This is a genomic window from Pseudomonas sp. dw_358 (assembly GCF_018449655.1).
GTDB lineage: Bacteria > Pseudomonadota > Gammaproteobacteria > Pseudomonadales > Pseudomonadaceae > Aquipseudomonas.
In genome coordinates, this window is sequence record NZ_JAAVUX010000002.1 from 386,322 (window position 1) to 401,477 (window position 15,156).

The 15,156-nt window shown below is 61.5% G+C and carries 11 protein-coding genes, 4 tRNA genes and 1 pseudogene; 5 read left to right on the forward strand and 11 right to left on the reverse strand.

Annotated features, from left to right (window positions below):
* Window positions 1-31 precede the first annotated feature (31 nt).
* The 6 genes from HB675_RS05325 to HB675_RS05350 form a co-directional block, all read right to left on the reverse strand.
* Complete coding sequence (locus HB675_RS05325) at window positions 32-2,176, reverse strand: amylo-alpha-1,6-glucosidase (RefSeq protein WP_213876411.1); 2,145 nt, start codon at window positions 2,174-2,176, stop codon at window positions 32-34.
* Window positions 2,173-3,234 carry a glycosyltransferase family 4 protein gene (locus HB675_RS05330; protein WP_213876413.1) on the reverse strand — a complete coding sequence of 354 codons (1,062 nt, stop codon included), beginning with the start codon at window positions 3,232-3,234 and terminating at the stop codon, window positions 2,173-2,175. The genes HB675_RS05325 and HB675_RS05330 overlap by 4 nt, the downstream gene beginning before the upstream one ends.
* Before the next feature lie 332 nt (window positions 3,235-3,566).
* Window positions 3,567-3,642: transfer RNA gene (locus tag HB675_RS05335), tRNA-Gly, on the reverse strand.
* A gap of 3 nt (window positions 3,643-3,645) precedes the next feature.
* Window positions 3,646-3,721: transfer RNA gene (locus tag HB675_RS05340), tRNA-Glu, on the reverse strand.
* 105 nt (window positions 3,722-3,826) lie between these two features.
* A tRNA-Gly gene (locus tag HB675_RS05345) sits at window positions 3,827-3,902 on the reverse strand.
* A 2-nt stretch (window positions 3,903-3,904) separates the two neighbouring features.
* A tRNA-Glu gene (locus HB675_RS05350) sits at window positions 3,905-3,980 on the reverse strand.
* 255 nt (window positions 3,981-4,235) lie between these two features.
* Here HB675_RS05350 and HB675_RS05355 point away from each other — a divergent pair.
* Entirely contained in the window at window positions 4,236-5,003 is a 768-nt protein-coding gene (locus HB675_RS05355) for a hypothetical protein (RefSeq protein WP_213876415.1), read from the forward strand.
* Window positions 5,004-5,050: 47 nt separating this feature from the next.
* On the opposite strand, the gene HB675_RS05360 is transcribed toward HB675_RS05355, so the two are convergent.
* Window positions 5,051-5,542: a GAF domain-containing protein gene (locus HB675_RS05360; protein WP_213876416.1), complete on the reverse strand. Its 492-nt coding sequence runs from the start codon at window positions 5,540-5,542 to the stop codon at window positions 5,051-5,053.
* The gene (locus HB675_RS05365) at window positions 5,539-6,429 is read right to left on the reverse strand and encodes an ATP-binding protein (protein WP_213876417.1); all 891 of its coding nucleotides are present in this window, start codon (window positions 6,427-6,429) and stop codon (window positions 5,539-5,541) included. Before HB675_RS05365 ends, HB675_RS05360 begins: the two co-directional genes overlap by 4 nt.
* Window positions 6,430-6,521: 92 nt before the next feature.
* On the opposite strand from HB675_RS05365, the gene HB675_RS05370 reads away from it, so the two are divergent.
* On the forward strand, window positions 6,522-8,837 hold the full coding sequence (locus HB675_RS05370; RefSeq protein ID WP_275957923.1) for a response regulator: 2,316 nt from the start codon (window positions 6,522-6,524) through the stop codon (window positions 8,835-8,837).
* On the opposite strand, the gene HB675_RS05375 is transcribed toward HB675_RS05370, so the two are convergent.
* Together HB675_RS05375 and msrB are read right to left on the reverse strand one after the other, a co-directional pair.
* Complete coding sequence (locus tag HB675_RS05375) at window positions 8,816-9,322, reverse strand: glutathione peroxidase (RefSeq protein ID WP_213876421.1); 507 nt, start codon at window positions 9,320-9,322, stop codon at window positions 8,816-8,818. The genes HB675_RS05370 and HB675_RS05375 overlap by 22 nt on opposite strands.
* A gap of 24 nt (window positions 9,323-9,346) precedes the next feature.
* The gene (gene msrB, locus HB675_RS05380) at window positions 9,347-9,751 is read right to left on the reverse strand and encodes a peptide-methionine (R)-S-oxide reductase MsrB (protein WP_213876423.1); all 405 of its coding nucleotides are present in this window, start codon (window positions 9,749-9,751) and stop codon (window positions 9,347-9,349) included.
* 168 nt (window positions 9,752-9,919) lie between these two features.
* Between msrB and HB675_RS05385 the strand changes: the two genes are divergently transcribed.
* The 3 genes from HB675_RS05385 to HB675_RS05395 all read left to right on the forward strand — a co-directional run bounded on the left by HB675_RS05385 (window position 9,920) and on the right by HB675_RS05395 (window position 13,184).
* A complete protein-coding gene (locus HB675_RS05385; RefSeq protein WP_213876425.1) occupies window positions 9,920-11,131 on the forward strand; it encodes a pyridoxal phosphate-dependent aminotransferase in 1,212 nt (403 codons plus the stop codon).
* A 245-nt stretch (window positions 11,132-11,376) separates the two neighbouring features.
* Entirely contained in the window at window positions 11,377-12,264 is an 888-nt protein-coding gene (gene htpX / locus HB675_RS05390) for a protease HtpX (protein WP_213876427.1), read from the forward strand.
* A 152-nt stretch (window positions 12,265-12,416) separates the two neighbouring features.
* Entirely contained in the window at window positions 12,417-13,184 is a 768-nt protein-coding gene (locus HB675_RS05395; RefSeq protein ID WP_213876429.1) for a class III extradiol ring-cleavage dioxygenase, read from the forward strand.
* An 81-nt stretch (window positions 13,185-13,265) separates the two neighbouring features.
* Here HB675_RS05395 and HB675_RS05400 read toward each other — a convergent pair.
* Window positions 13,266-14,964, reverse strand: a pseudogene (locus HB675_RS05400) (DEAD/DEAH box helicase).
* Between the last annotated feature and the right edge of the window lie 192 nt (window positions 14,965-15,156).

Here is a 15,156-nt window from a genome sequence, read left to right on the forward strand (position 1 = left end):
TTTTGCGTGGTGATAGAGGCTATCGGGTCTGTTAGAAGCGCACGTCCATCTTGATCGGTGTCGGCCCGCTTTGGCGTTCGATATAGGCCGTCACCCGTTCGCCAATCCGTTGAAAGGTGATGTCGATGCGATGCTCGCCAAACTCCAGTTTCTGCACTTCCAAACGATCGATGCCGATCGGCAGGCGGGGCTGAGTGATGACCACGCGGCAATCCTGGGCATCGATCACGATGCCCAGGCAGGCCTGCAACAGCATGAACACCGAGCCCGCCGCCCAGGCCTGGGGCAGGCAGGCGACCGGGTAGGCAATAGGCGCCTCGCCGGGGGCCCGCTGAAAACCGCAGTACAGCTCGGGCAGGCGCATGCCGAACTGAGTGGCGGCCTCGAAGATGCTGCTGAGGATGTGCACCGCACCGGTGTGTTCACCGTAACGGGCGACGCCCGCCGCGCAGAGTGCGACATCATGGGGCCAGACCGAGCCGTTGTGGTAGCTCATGGGGTTGAAGCGGATGGCGCCGGTCTCCAGGGTGCGCAGGCCCCAGCCGCTGTCGAAGGGGCGGGTCAACAGCTGCCGGGCCACTGCGCGACCGCGTTCGGGCCGGGGCAACCCGCTGAACAACAGGTGCCCGGCATTGGAGGCACGCACTTGGCAAGGCTCGCCGTGACCGTCGATGGCCAGGGCGTAAAACTGCTGATCGTCCATCCAGAAGCAGCGTTCGACGTTGGCTTGCAAGGTCTGGGCACGGTGTTGCCAGTGCTCGGCCGCATCCAGAGCGCCACGGCGCCGGGCCATCTCGCTCATGCTGTGATAGGCCCGATACGCATAGCCCTGTACTTCCACCAAGGCAATGGGGCCTTCGGGGGAGCGGCCGTCGCGGTGGAAGATCGAATCGTGGCTGTCCTTCCAGCCCTGGTTGGCCAGGCCGGTCTTCTCGCCACGCGCGTAGCTGACGAAACCATCGGGGCTGCGCCCGGCATTGGTCTCGATCCACTGAGCGGCCAGCTCCAGGGCTGGCCACAGCTGATCGATGAACGCCATGTCATCGGTACGCCGGGCATAGGCACCGGCCAACAGCACGAACAGCGGCGTGGTGTCGACGCCACCGTAATAGCGGGCAAACGGCAGCTCCTTGAGCCGGGACATTTCGCCCTGGCGGGTCTCGTGCATGATCTTGCCGGGCTCGGCATCACTGAAGGTGGACGTTTCCCTGGCCTGATGTTCCGCCAGGTAGGCCAGCACGCCGCGGGCCAGTGACGGGTTGATCCACAGCGACTGGTAGGCCGTGACGACCGCATCGCGGCCGAACGGCGTCGAATACCAGGGCACGCCGGCGTAGGGGTAAGGGCCGGTGGGCAGCTCCGCAGTGAGCAAGGCCAGGTCGGCTCGGGATTTGTCCAGCCAGGCCTGAAACAGGCGGCCGGACGCTTTGAGCCGGGCACCACGTTGTTGTTTGTGGCGCATCATGCGCCGGGCCTGGGCGGCGGCGTAACGATAGCGCTCGCGGGTCGGCACGATCACGCTTTCACCGACTTCGAGGTACAGCTCGCGGCGCTGATGAGCGCCCACGTCCAGGTGCAGGCTGAGGCTGTTGCCATCAATGTAGTCAGGCAACTCGGAGCAGCTGATGGCCATGCAGCGAGGTTCGCCGTCGAGCCCGTGATAGCTCAGGGTCACACTCCTGGCGTCCACCACCGGCGCAGTCAAGGTGCCACGGTGGGCGCGCCGCGAACCGCGCACCTCGAACATGTCGAGGAAATCCCCGGCAAACTGCAAGTCCAGCGGGATGCGGCCGGGCTGATCACTGTAGTTGGTAAGGCCAATGCACTCAAACATGCGCTCGCCCCACAAAAAGCGTTTACGCTCGATGTGCAGCACGCCTTGCGGGGTGCTTTCCTCCCCCAAGGCCGGCAGCGGGTGGTTGGTCAAGTGTGCGATGAAGTAGACATTGTCCTGACTGACGGTGGCAGAGAGCAGTGATGGACGGCTACCGGCTACTCGCAACCGGTATTCGGAAAGGATGCGCGTGTCCTGATGAAACAGACCCACGGCGCCACCGTTCAGGTCGCCCATGGCATTGACCACCAGGAAACTGTTGCCGTTGACGAGCACGAACAGCGGTTCGGCACTGACGTCAGCGTCCTGGGTCGTGGGCGATGCTTGGCTGGGGGTGTTCATGCGGTTGCCTTCAAGGAATCCAGTGGGTGATGGCCACCTGCCAACTGGCCATACAATTGAAGGTAATGGCGCGCCATCACCGTGGCGGAGAAACGCTGTTCAAAGACGTCGCGGATCCGTGCCCGGTCCAGTTCCAGAACAGCGTGAACGGCGGCGACAGCACTGTGTTCGCTGCTGACAATGAAACCGGTCAGCCCATGGTCGATCACTTCCGGCACCGAGCCGCACGGCCAGGCGATCACCGGCGTACCGCAAGCCATGGCCTCGATCATCACCAGGCCGAAGGGCTCGGGCCAATCGATGGGAAACAGCAAGGCCCGGGCATTGCCAAGAAATTCCGATTTTTCGTGATCACCGATTTCACCAATGAACTCGATCAACGGGTGCGCCAGCAAGGGCTGGATTGCCCGATCGAAGTACTCACGGTCGGCGGCGTCGACCTTGGCGGCGATCTTCAGCGGCAAACCGGCGGCAATGGCGATGGCAATGGCGCGATCCGGGCGTTTTTCCGGGGAAATGCGACCGAGAAAGGCCAGGTACTCTCCAGGCCGGCGCTTGAGCCGATAAGCGCTGGAAGACAGACCGTGGTGGATGGTCGAGCGCCAATTGGCAAACGGCAGGGGTAGGCGTTGATGCTGGGAAATGGACACCAGTTCGAACCGATTCCACCGCAGGTAGGCATCCGCCAGGTCCTTCATGTCCAGCCGACCGTGCAAGGTGGTCAGGGTCTTGTGGGCGATGTCGGCGAAAAACGGAAAGTGCAGGAGATCCACATGAAAATGCAGCACATCGAACTCGTCTGCCCGGCGGCGCAGCTCATAAAGCATAGTCAAGTGGCTGGCCATGTCGGACTTCAACGGGCTCTGGTCCAGGCGCAACGGCTGATCGCGGCTCTCCACCAGCGTCGCCGTGGTGGAGGAACCACCTGCGGCAAACAGCGTGACCTCATGGCCGAGGTCCACCAACGCATCGGTCAGGTGGGCCACCACCCGTTCGGTTCCGCCATACAGCGCCGGCGGCACCGACTCGTAGAGGGGTGCAATCTGGGCAATCTTCATCGTCGCGCTCCATCGAAAGAATGAGCAGCATCAGAAAATGCAAGGGCGGCCGATGAGGATGGGGGCGGGGTCGCTCGGGGGGATATCTGGAGACACTGTAGAAGTGTGAGTGGCTGGGAAGGTGACAGTTCAACTGTAGATGGTTCAGTCATCACCCAGTGGGGCCGAGCGTGCTCGGGAATGTCTTGCACCCCGTTGCACTGAAGAAATACGGCGCCTTCTGCCCAGTCACGGCGTGTAAGACGTTCGCTATAGGCGAAAAAAGGACAGTCCGGCAAAAAATTGCACACACAAAAACGCCGCTCATTTCTGAGCGGCGCTTTCATACAATATGGAGCGGGAAACGAGACTCGAACTCGCGACCCCGACCTTGGCAAGGTCGTGCTCTACCAACTGAGCTATTCCCGCAAATGGCGTCCCCTAGGGGACTCGAACCCCTGTTACCGCCGTGAAAGGGCGGTGTCCTAGGCCACTAGACGAAGGGGACGCAAACCAGAACATGCAACGCCTGTTCCAGTGACCCTGACAATGCCTGAGGCAATGCCCTGGATTTCTGTTGCCAGCCCCGCCCGAAAGCCGTGCTGTTTGAAAATGGAGCGGGAAACGAGACTCGAACTCGCGACCCCGACCTTGGCAAGGTCGTGCTCTACCAACTGAGCTATTCCCGCAATGGCGTCCCCTAGGGGACTCGAACCCCTGTTACCGCCGTGAAAGGGCGGTGTCCTAGGCCACTAGACGAAGGGGACACACTACAACTTCACTCCCTGCTGCGCTTCGCTGTGTGCTTTACGCTGCAAGTGGCGCGCATTCTAGGGATGCTTTGAGGGGTCGTCAACCCCCCGGCATAAATATATTCAAATCAATGACTTCGCCTACCTTTCAGGGCCAGGACAGCGCCAGACAGTGGGTTGGCCCCTATCCGCCTGTATGGGAAGCCTCTACACTCGAAACACAACCTGTACACAAATTATCTAGATGAGGCCTTAACGGTGACTGCATCCATGATCACCATTCTCATCGTAGTCGTCGTGGCGATCCTGATCGCCATCGGCTACCTGAACAATGTGGTAGAAGCCAACAAGCTGGAAAAGGCCCGGGCCCAGGCTGATCTGCGCGAGCGGCTGCGCCGCTGTGTCGAGATCAACGAGACGTTTCCGGGGCAGTTGGTGTCGCCGGAACTGAAGATACTGTTCTTGCGCCTGGAGCAATTTCTGATCCAGCGCACCTTGAAGCTGAACCGGCGCAGTGCCCTGCACAAGGAGCGGCTGAGCGAGCTGGACGCCCAGATCGCCCTGGGCGAGAAGATCAAGGTCGACAACCCGAAGATGCCGATCCTTACCGAGGAATACGCCAAGCACATCAGCTATCTCCTCGAAGCCCTGCACAGCCAGATCACCCGCGCCAATAAAGAAGAGCTGCTTTCCACTGCCGAGACCAAGCGCTGGGTCAAGGAGATCAAACATATCCTGGTGCTCGTACACATCGAGTTCTTCAACAACCTGGGCCAGCAGGCCCTGACCGATGAGGAACCCGGGCAGGCACGGCTGGCGTTCGAACGGGGCGTGGCGTACCTGAAGAATCAACCGGAGCCGGGGCTGTACGATGAGCAGCTCAAGTACCTGCAAAAGCTGCTGGCGCGCACCAACAGCATCGTGTTGACCAATGTGCAGCATCAGGCCCAGCAGTCCAGCGAATTGACCGCCGGCCTGCAGGAAGAAGCCAAGGCCGAAGAAGAGGCCGATGGGGAGTGGAAGAAGAAGCGGATTTGAGGGGCCGAATCCCTTCAGCCTGAGGGTTGCGCCGACATCAGGCCGGATCAATATCCCGTGCAGTCGGTCAAGCGCAGGAATATCTCCGCCAGTTTCTCCAGACCAACCTGATCCTCGACACTGAAACGGGCCGGTTTCGGACTGTCGAGGTCGAGCACGCCGATCAGGCGCCCCTCCTTGATCAACGGAATCACCACCTCGCTGTTGGACGCGCTGTCACAGGCAATGTGCCCGGGAAACGCATGCACATCTTCCACCCGCTGGGTCTGCCGGGTGGCGGCCGCAGCGCCGCAGACGCCTTTGGAAAACGCAATGCGCACGCAGGCGACCTGGCCCTGGAACGGGCCCAGCACCAGCTCTTCGTTGCGGTTGAGGTAGAAACCCGCCCAGTTCAGGTCATCGACCTGGTTATAAAGGAAGGCGGAAAACTGTGCGGCATTGGCGATGAAGTCGTGTTCGTCGGCGAACAGCGACTCGACCTGTGCGGCCAGCAGGGTGTAGCCGTCCAGACCGTTGCCGGCACTGTGCAGATCAATCATGGGTGTTGCTCCAGCAGTTTCAGGCCCACCCAATAGCGGGCAAATTGATAGGCACAGCGGCCATTGCGATTACCCCGGCTGGTGGCCCAGCGGACCGCCTGTTTTTCCAGTTCGTCGTCACGCTGCCAGCTCAAGCCGGCCTTTTTGGCGAGGACGCCGACCCAGTGCTCGACCACGTCGAGAAAGTGTTCCTGGGTGAACGGGTAGAACGACAGCCACAGACCGAAACGGTCTGACAACGCGATCTTGTCTTCCACGGCTTCGCTGGGGTGAATTTCCCCGTCGACATTCTGCCACTTGTCGTTGTCGGCCTGCTTCTCCGGCACCAGGTGGCGGCGGTTCGACGTGGCGTACAGCAGGACGTTATCCGGGGCCTGCTCCAGCGAGCCGTCGAGGACGCTCTTGAGCACGCGGTAATCACCCTCTCCGGCCTCGAAGGACAGATCGTCACAGAACAGCACGAAACGTTGAGGCAGCTTGGCCAGCTGTTCAACCACCCGTGGCAGGTCCGCCAGGTGATCACGCTCGATCTCGATCAGGCGCAGGCCGGCCTTGGCGTGCTCGGCCAGCAAGGCGCGCACCAACGACGATTTGCCGGTGCCGCGAGAGCCCCACAGCAATGCATGGTTGGCGGGCATGCCATCGAGAAACTGCTGGGTGTTGCCCCCCAGTTGCTGGCGCTGACGGTCGATGCCCAGCAGGTCCGACAGGCGCATGTCGAGACTGACATCCAGCGGCAACAGAAAACCGCCACGGCTGTCGCGCTGCCAGCGTGCGGCCAGGCTGTGTTCCCAGTCGATGGTCGGACGTGGCGCCGGCAACAGCGGTTCCAGACGCGTCATCAGCGATTCGGCGCGCTCCAGGAAGGCGATCAAACGAGGTTCCAAAATGTGATCCTTATCGAAGGTTGCAAAGAAAAGGCCGGCGCTGATCGGCTATGCTTGGCGAGCGCACGGACCTGGAAGTTGGCTGGATACCCATGGATATAAAATTCACTCACCGCCTGTCGTACAAACAAGCTCGACTGACGGTTGTGGCGGGGTTCATCCTCGGTACTCTGTTGAGCCTTACGCAAATCTGGCTCGATTATGCCAGCGTCAACGAAGCCATCAACCGCCAGATGCACGCACTGCTGGATATCAGTCACAATCCGGCCTCGCGAATTGCCTACAACATCGACGCCGATCTGGCCCGGGAACTGACCCAGGGGTTGTTGCAATCGGAGTCCATCGTCGGCGCCCGGCTGACCGACAACGAGGGCTCGGTGCTGGCCAGTGTCGAGCGTCCGCGCCATCCCAGTGGCTATCGCTGGATCAGCGAGTTTCTGTTCGGCTCCAACCTGCAATACGACGAGCCGCTGTTCCTGAGCTTCATGCCGGATGAAAAGCTCGGCGTCCTGCACATCGATGTCGACACCCTGTCCATTGGCATACGGTTCGTGCAGCGTGGCGAAATCACGCTGCTGAACGGCTTTCTCCGCAGTCTGGTGCTGACCGGGCTGCTGTTGCTGATGTTCCACACCATGCTGACCAAGCCGCTGATCAAGGTGATCGAGGCGCTGAGCAACAACGATCCGCACCTGCCCCGCCCTGCCCGGCTGGACTACCCGCCGGGGCACGAACACGACGAGATCGGCGTGCTGGTCAAGGTTGCCAACCAGCAGTTCATCAGCATGTCGACCGAGATCCAGCAGCGCCGCACCGCAGAAAATCGTCTGACCGATTACCTGGGTGAGCTGGAAAATATCGTGTCGGCGCGCACCACTGAACTCAAGGCCAGCAACATTCGCCTGAGCCAGTCCAACGAAGAGCTGGAGCGTGCCCGCCGCACCGCGCTGGACATGGCCCAGGCGCGCGCGGCATTCCTGGCCAATATGAGCCATGAAATCCGCACCCCCCTGAACGGACTGCTGGGCATGATCGCGCTGTCGCTGGACAGTCCGCTCAACGCCGAGCAACGCCAGCAACTGTCCATCGCCCACGACTCGGGCAAGGTGCTGGTGGAGTTGCTCAACGACATTCTCGACCTGTCGAAATTCGATGCCGGCCAGCTGGAGCTGGAGCGCATTGCCTTCGACCTCGGCGCACTGGTGGAAGACACCGCCAACCTGTTGTCCCAGAATGCCGCGCCCAGTGTCGAGCTGACCTGCCTGGTAGACCCGCATTTCCCCGCGCTGGTGCTGGGGGACCCCACTCGGGTGCGGCAGATTGTCAGCAACCTGTTGTCCAACGCGCTGAAGTTCACCCGCTTCGGCCGGGTCGATGTGCGCCTGAGCAGCCGTACGGGCGGGGTGCGCATCGAAGTGTGCGACACCGGGATCGGCATCGCGGAAGAGGCACAGGTGAAGATCTTCCAGCCGTTCACTCAGGCGGGCGCCGGCATTACCCGCCAGTTCGGCGGCACCGGGCTGGGCCTGGCGCTGACCAACAACTTGTGCGAGGCCATGAAGGGCCGCCTGACCATCAGTTCCGAGGCCGGCTTCGGCAGCCAGTTCATTGCCGACCTGCCACTGCCGGCTCACAGCCCGCCGGCCACCGCGGCGCCGCTGTCAGGCAACGTGATCGCGGTCAGCGCCGCCAGCAGCGGGCTGGCGGAATTGCTCGGCCGCCTGCTGCCACTGTGGGGCGTGCACTACCAACGTTATGACAAAGACGCCGACCTGACCGGGCTGACCCCGGATCTGCTGATCACCGATCACCTCGAGCGACTGTTCGAGATGCGGCCGATCGTCCGCGCCCCCATTCTGCTGGTGACCGCCTACGGCAACTTCCTGCCCACCGAGCAGGCCAATTTGCTGATGCCGCTGCAGCAGCAGGCTCGGCCGCTGGCTCGCAACGCCCTGTATCAGGCGTTGCGACGCACCTTGATGGGTGACGAAGCAGCGCGCAGCGACGCCCCCGGGCACAGCCTGGCTTCACCCCAGCTGCGGGCGCGGATCCTGCTGGTAGAAGACAACCCGGTCAATCAATTGGTGGCCAAGGGCATGCTCGGCAAGCTGGGCTGCGAGGTGACCGTGGCCGCCCATGGCGGCGAGGCCTTGAGCGAGCTGGAAGTGGGCGAATTCGATCTGGTGCTGATGGACTGCAACATGCCGGTCATGAACGGCTACGAAGCCAGCCGCCAGATTCGCCAGAGCGGCCGCTGGCCGCAACTGCCCATCGTGGCCTTGACCGCCAATGCGATGCCCGAAGAACGGGAACGCTGCCGCGCAGCGGGCATGAGCGACTACCTGTCCAAACCTTTCCGCCGGGAAGAGCTGATCACCCTGATCGATCAATGGGTGCCCAGGCCTTGATCTCCGAGTAGACGCTCGATATCACCCGCCAGCTCGGCCGGCTTGGTGGTCGGCGCGTAGCGCTTGATCACCTGGCCATTTTGGCCGATGAGGAACTTGGTGAAATTCCACTTGATCGCCTTGGAGCCCAACAGGCCGGGGGCGCGATCCTTGAGCTGGACGAACAGCGGGTGCGCCTGGTCGCCGTTGACATCGACTTTCTTGAACAGCGCGAAGGTCACGCCGAAATTCAGCTCGCAGAACTGCGAGATCTGCTGCTCGTCACCCGGCTCCTGATGCCCGAACTGGTTGCACGGGAAGCCCAACACCACCAGCCCCTGGGCCTGATAACGCTGCCAGAGCTCTTCCAGCCCCTTGTACTGCGGGGTGAAGCCGCACTTGCTGGCGGTGTTGACCACCAGCAGCGCCTTGCCCCCGTAGTCGGCCAGGGTTTTCTGCTCACCGGTCAGGGTGGTGCAGGGAATGGTGAGCAAGGGATCGGTCATGGCTTTTCCGTCAGCAGTGGGCGCTTATTGGCGTGGCTCGAGGTTCAGGCACACGGAGTTGATACAGTAGCGCAGGCCGGTGGGCTTGGGGCCGTCCGGGAAGACGTGGCCCAAGTGAGCGTCACATTTGGCACATTTGACTTCGGTGCGGATCATGCCGTGGCTGACGTCGCGGATTTCGGTCATGGCCGCGTCGGCGATGGGCTCATAGAAACTCGGCCAGCCACAGCCTGAGTCGAATTTGGCCTTGGCGTCGAACAACGGCAGCTCGCAGCAAATGCAATGGTAAATGCCATCAGTCTTGGTGCTGTTGTACTTGCCGGTGAACGGCCGCTCGGTAGCGGACAGGCGACAGACGTTGTATTGGTCCGGATCGAGCATGGCTTTCCACTCTTCCAGGGTCTTTTCAATCTTTTCCGGCGTTTCCATCAGAGCACCTCGGTCGTTTAAAAAGCCTGATCTGTATCTTTTCCACCGATCAGGCGGCACGTATGATTGCGCCTTTATTGGACGTCAGTCTGTCACCCGCGTTTCGCGCGTTCAAATTTTCATTTCACGGCGCCGGCGCGGCGATCTTTTCTTTTCCGGGATCACATCATGCAGTTCAGCAAATCGAACAAGCTCGCCAACGTCTGTTACGACATTCGCGGCCCGGTGCTCAAGCACGCCAAACGCCTGGAAGAAGAAGGCCACCGCATCCTCAAGCTGAACATCGGCAACCCGGCACCATTCGGTTTCGAGGCCCCCGAGGAAATCCTCCAGGATGTGATCCGCAACCTGCCGATTTCCCAGGGCTACAGCGATTCCAAGGGCCTGTTCAGCGCGCGCAAGGCGGTGATGCAGTATTACCAGCAGAAGCAGGTCGAAGGCGTCGGTATCGAGGATATCTACCTGGGCAACGGTGTGTCCGAGCTGATCGTGATGTCGTTGCAGGCGCTGCTCAACAATGGCGACGAAGTGTTGATCCCCGCGCCGGACTACCCGCTGTGGACGGCCTCGGTGAGCCTGGCCGGCGGCAACGCCGTGCACTACCTGTGCGACGAGCAGGCCAACTGGTGGCCGGATCTGGACGACATCAAGGCCAAGATCACCCCCAGCACCAAGGCCATGGTGATCATCAACCCGAACAACCCCACCGGCGCGGTCTACTCCAAAGAAGTGCTGCTGGGCATGCTGGAGATCGCACGCCAGCACAACCTGGTGGTGTTCTCCGACGAAATCTACGACAAGATCCTCTACGACGATGCCGTGCACATCTGCACCGCGTCATTGGCCCCGGACCTGCTGTGCCTGACCTTCAACGGCCTCTCCAAGTCCTACCGGGTGGCGGGTTTCCGTTCCGGCTGGATTGCCATCTCCGGGCCCAAGCACAACGCCCAGAGCTACATCGAAGGCATCGACATTCTGGCCAACATGCGCCTGTGCGCCAATGTGCCCTCCCAACACGCGATCCAGACCGCGCTGGGTGGCTACCAAAGCATCAATGACCTGGTACTGCCTCAAGGGCGCCTGCTGGAGCAACGCAACCGCACCTGGGAACTGCTCAATGACATTCCCGGTGTCAGCTGCGTCAAGCCCATGGGCGCGCTGTATGCCTTTCCGCGGATCGACCCCAAGGTCTGTCCGATCCTCAACGACGAGAAGTTCGTGCTCGACCTGCTGCTCTCGGAGAAACTCCTGGTGGTGCAAGGCACGGCATTCAACTGGCCGTGGCCAGACCACTTTCGCGTGGTCACCTTGCCGCGCGTCGACGACCTCGAGCAGGCCATCGGTCGTATTGGCCACTTCCTGAAGTCTTACCGTCAGTAATTGCGACTGAAACGGTGATGGCGACGCGTGCTTGCCATCACCGACACCTATCAAGAAACATCTCTGAACATCCCGTTACACAACTTCCCCTCGGAATGGCCGCTCCGCGCCGTTTCATCGCGTCAATCCCGGCTAGAATTCGCTCGGGAAACAGTTTGAAATAATCCGTCGGTTGAATCGTTACCGGCCGCACCTTATATACCCCGCATACGCACCTTTTTATCCGTCAGGAGAACACCAGAACCATGATGCGCATCTTGCTGTTCGTGGCCACCAACCTTGCCGTTGTGCTGATTGCCAGCATTACCCTGAGCCTTTTCGGCTTCAACGGGATCATGGCGGCCAACGGCGTGGACCTCAACCTCAGCCAGTTGCTGATCTTCTGTGCCGTGTTCGGCTTCGCCGGCTCGCTGATTTCGCTGTTCATCTCCAAATGGATGGCGAAGATGAGCACCGGCACGCAGATCATTACCCAACCCCGTACCCGCCATGAACAATGGCTGTTGCAGACCGTGGAGCAGCTCTCCCGCGAGGCCGGCATCAAGATGCCGGAGGTCGGTATCTTCCCCGCCTACGAAGCCAATGCCTTCGCCACCGGCTGGAATCGCAACGACGCGCTGGTGGCGGTCAGCCAGGGCCTGCTCGAGCGGTTCTCCCCCGACGAGGTCAAGGCGGTGCTGGCCCATGAGATCGGCCACGTGGCCAATGGCGACATGGTGACCATGGCGTTGGTGCAGGGCGTGGTGAACACCTTCGTGATGTTCTTTGCGAGGATCATCGGCAACTTTGTCGACAAGGTGATCTTCAAGAACGAAGAAGGCCAAGGCATTGCGTACTACATCGCCACCATTGTCGCCGAATTGGTGCTGGGCATCCTGGCAAGCTTCATCGTCATGTGGTTCTCCCGTCGCCGCGAGTTTCGCGCGGATGATGCCGGTGCTCGCCTCGCCGGCACCGGCGCGATGATCGGCGCGCTGCAGCGCCTGCGCTCCGAGCAGGGCGTGCCGGTGCACATGCCCGACACCCTCACCGCGTTCGGCATCAACGGCGGCCTCAAGCACGGCCTGGCAGGCTTGCTGATGAGCCACCCGCCGCTGGAAGATCGCATCGAAGCCCTACGCCGTCGCGGTTGACCTCTGCCGGACATGGCAGGACCGAACTTGCTCGGTCCTGCCTTGGAGCCTGGAATTATCGATAGATACGATTATTTCACTTCAAAAGTTGACTTGGATTTCGATCAATCTGTCGCTCATGATTAAGCCATTCCACGTTCAGGACCCTAATCATGCTCCCCAGCCTGTTCATCTCCCATGGCTCCCCCATGCTCGCCCTGGAGCCGGGCGCCAGTGGCCCGGCGCTGAAACGCCTGGCCGCCAGCCTGCCGCGCCCCAAAGCCATCGTACTGGTTTCCGCCCACTGGGAAAGCCGCGAGCTGCTGGTTGCCAGCAACCCTGCCCCGGAAACCTGGCATGACTTTGGTGGCTTTCCCCCGGCACTGTTCGCCGTGCAGTACCCTGCGCCGGGCGAGCCCCGCGTGGCAGCACAGGTGGCCGAGCGCTTGAACGCGGCAGGCCTGCCGGCACGCCTTGACCCTCGTCGCCCCTTCGACCATGGCGCCTGGGTGCCTTTATCGCTGATGTACCCTGCGGCGGACATCCCGGTGGTGCAGGTTTCGCTGCCGACCCAAGGCGGCCCGGCCCTGCAACAGACGGTCGGCAAGGCGCTCGCCGGGTTGCGTGAAGAGGGAATTCTGTTGATCGGCTCCGGCAGCATCACCCACAATTTGCGCGAGCTCGACTGGCACAGCCGTGGCGACAGTGCCAGCCCCTGGGCTCAGGCCTTCCGGGACTGGATGGTAGAAAAGCTGACTGATGACGACGACGGGGCCCTCCTCGACTACCGCCGCCAGGCGCCCCATGCCCAACGTAATCATCCGAGCGATGAACATCTGTTACCACTGTACTTTGCGCGTGGCGCAGGGGGTGAGTTCACCCTTGAACACACAGGGTTCACCCTCGGCGCCCTGGGCATGGACATCTATCGCTTCGGCTGAAGCGTTGCCCGACAGATCGCCAGGCAAAAAAAATCCCCGACCAGGTCGGGGATTTTTTATCTCAACACGTCACACGCAAGATCAATCTTCGCGATAGCGACGCAGCTTCAACTGCTTGCCCGCGACACGAGTGTCCTTGAGCTTGGTCAGCAGCTTCTCGAGGCCATCTTCCGGCAGCTCGACCAGGCTGAAGCTGTCGCGTACCTGGATACGGCCGATTGCTTCGCGGGCCAGGCCGCCTTCGTTGAGAATGGCACCCAGCAGGTTCTTCGCGGCGATACCGTCGCGAGCACCCAGTGCAGTACGGCAGCGAGCACGACCTTCACCCAGAGGCATAGGTGCGCGACGCTCGCGATCACCACGCTCAGGACGGTCTGACGTGCTGCGCTCGCGCGGTGCGTTGTTCGGCACCAGCGGTTGCTCTGCCTGCACGGCGTCCAGGGTCAGGGCCTGACCGTTGGTGGCTTTGCGCAGCAGCGCAGCGGCCAGGGCACGCGGGCTGCAACCGATATCGGCGGTCAGACGGTCAAGCAGATCGCCATGGGTGCTTTCGGCATCGCCAACCAGCGGCGCGAGGCTGTTGGTCAGTTTGCGGATACGGGCATCCAGTACAGCCTGGCCATCAGGCAGGCGCACTTCAGCGACTTTCTGACCGGTCACACGTTCGATCACTTGCAGCATGCGGCGCTCGCGCGGAGTCACCAGCAGCAGCGCACGACCTTCGCGACCCGCACGGCCAGTACGGCCGATACGGTGCACGTAGGACTCGGGGTCGTACGGCATATCGACGTTGAACACGTGAGTAATGCGCGGAACGTCCAGGCCACGGGCAGCAACGTCGGTGGCCACAACGATGTCCAGACGGCCATCCTTGAGCGACTCGATGACGCGTTCACGTTGGTTCTGCGCGATGTCGCCGTTCAGGGCGGCAGCCTTGTAGCCTTTGGCTTCAAGGGCACTGGCCAGATCCAGGGTCGCTTGCTTGGTGCGCACGAAGGCGATCAAGGCGTCGAACTCTTCCACTTCCAGCAGGCGCAGGACAGCGGAGGTTTTCTGGTCGGCGTGAACCAGCAGGTGAGCCTGCTCGATCGCGGTGACGGTCTGAGTCTTGGTCTGGATCTTGACGTGATGCGGTTCTTTCAGGTGACGCTCGGCAATCGCACGGATCGACTGCGGCAGGGTCGCCGAAAACAGTACGGTCTGGCGGGTTTCCGGCATGGCCTTGAAGATCACTTCCAGGTCGTCCATGAAGCCGAGCTTCAACATCTCGTCGGCTTCGTCGAGCACCAGGTGGTTCACGGTGGCGAGCACTTTCTCGTCACGGCGCAGGTGGTCGCACAGACGGCCAGGAGTGGCAACGACGATTTGCGCGCCGTTGCGAATGGCTTTGAGCTGCGGGCCCATCGGGGCACCGCCGTATACAGCTACCACGGTGACGCCCGGCATTTGCTTGGCGTAGGTTTCGAATGCGGTAGCAACTTGCAGCGCCAACTCACGGGTTGGCGCCAGGATCAGGGCTTGCGGCTCGCGCTTGCTCGGGTCGATACGGCTCAGGATAGGCAGGGCGAAGGCAGCGGTTTTACCGGTACCTGTCTGCGCCTGACCAATCATGTCGTGACCGGCAAGGATGATCGGGATCGATTGCTGCTGAATAGCCGAAGGCTCTTCATAGCCGGTAGCGATAACGGCTGCAACAATAGTGGGGTGAAGTCCGAGACTGGCGAAGCCGCCGGTTTCCTGGGTCATGGGTCTGCCTCTAAGTGCATCCGCAAAGACCCATGCTCCAAAGCTGCGCATGCCTTGTAAGACTCGAGAGTCACCCTGGCAGCTTTGTCGGCGGGGATTTGCGAAAACGATTGAATGAAGGAATCGTCAGGGAGTGTCCGAAAGTGCCGGACATTGCAACCGAAGCGGGCTTCGGGGATTGCGCTACCTGAACATGGCCTTGTTAAAGGCCGGCGCGCACTATACC

What these genes read in the sequence shown, in the direction of transcription:
- HB675_RS05330 (WP_213876413.1), bottom strand. Translation starts at nt 3,234, where the DNA reads ATGAAGATTGCCCAGATTGCACCCCTCTACGAGTCGGTGCCGCCGGCG.
- HB675_RS05385 (WP_213876425.1), top strand. Translation starts at nt 9,920, where the DNA reads ATGCAGTTCAGCAAATCGAACAAGCTCGCCAACGTCTGTTACGACATT.
- HB675_RS05355 (WP_213876415.1), top strand. Translation starts at nt 4,236, where the DNA reads ATGATCACCATTCTCATCGTAGTCGTCGTGGCGATCCTGATCGCCATC.
- HB675_RS05370 (WP_275957923.1), top strand. Translation starts at nt 6,522, where the DNA reads ATGGATATAAAATTCACTCACCGCCTGTCGTACAAACAAGCTCGACTG.
- HB675_RS05325 (WP_213876411.1), bottom strand. Translation starts at nt 2,176, where the DNA reads ATGAACACCCCCAGCCAAGCATCGCCCACGACCCAGGACGCTGACGTC.
- HB675_RS05375 (WP_213876421.1), bottom strand. Translation starts at nt 9,322, where the DNA reads ATGACCGATCCCTTGCTCACCATTCCCTGCACCACCCTGACCGGTGAG.
- htpX (WP_213876427.1), top strand. Translation starts at nt 11,377, where the DNA reads ATGATGCGCATCTTGCTGTTCGTGGCCACCAACCTTGCCGTTGTGCTG.
- HB675_RS05395 (WP_213876429.1), top strand. Translation starts at nt 12,417, where the DNA reads ATGCTCCCCAGCCTGTTCATCTCCCATGGCTCCCCCATGCTCGCCCTG.
- msrB (WP_213876423.1), bottom strand. Translation starts at nt 9,751, where the DNA reads ATGGAAACGCCGGAAAAGATTGAAAAGACCCTGGAAGAGTGGAAAGCC.
- HB675_RS05360 (WP_213876416.1), bottom strand. Translation starts at nt 5,542, where the DNA reads ATGATTGATCTGCACAGTGCCGGCAACGGTCTGGACGGCTACACCCTG.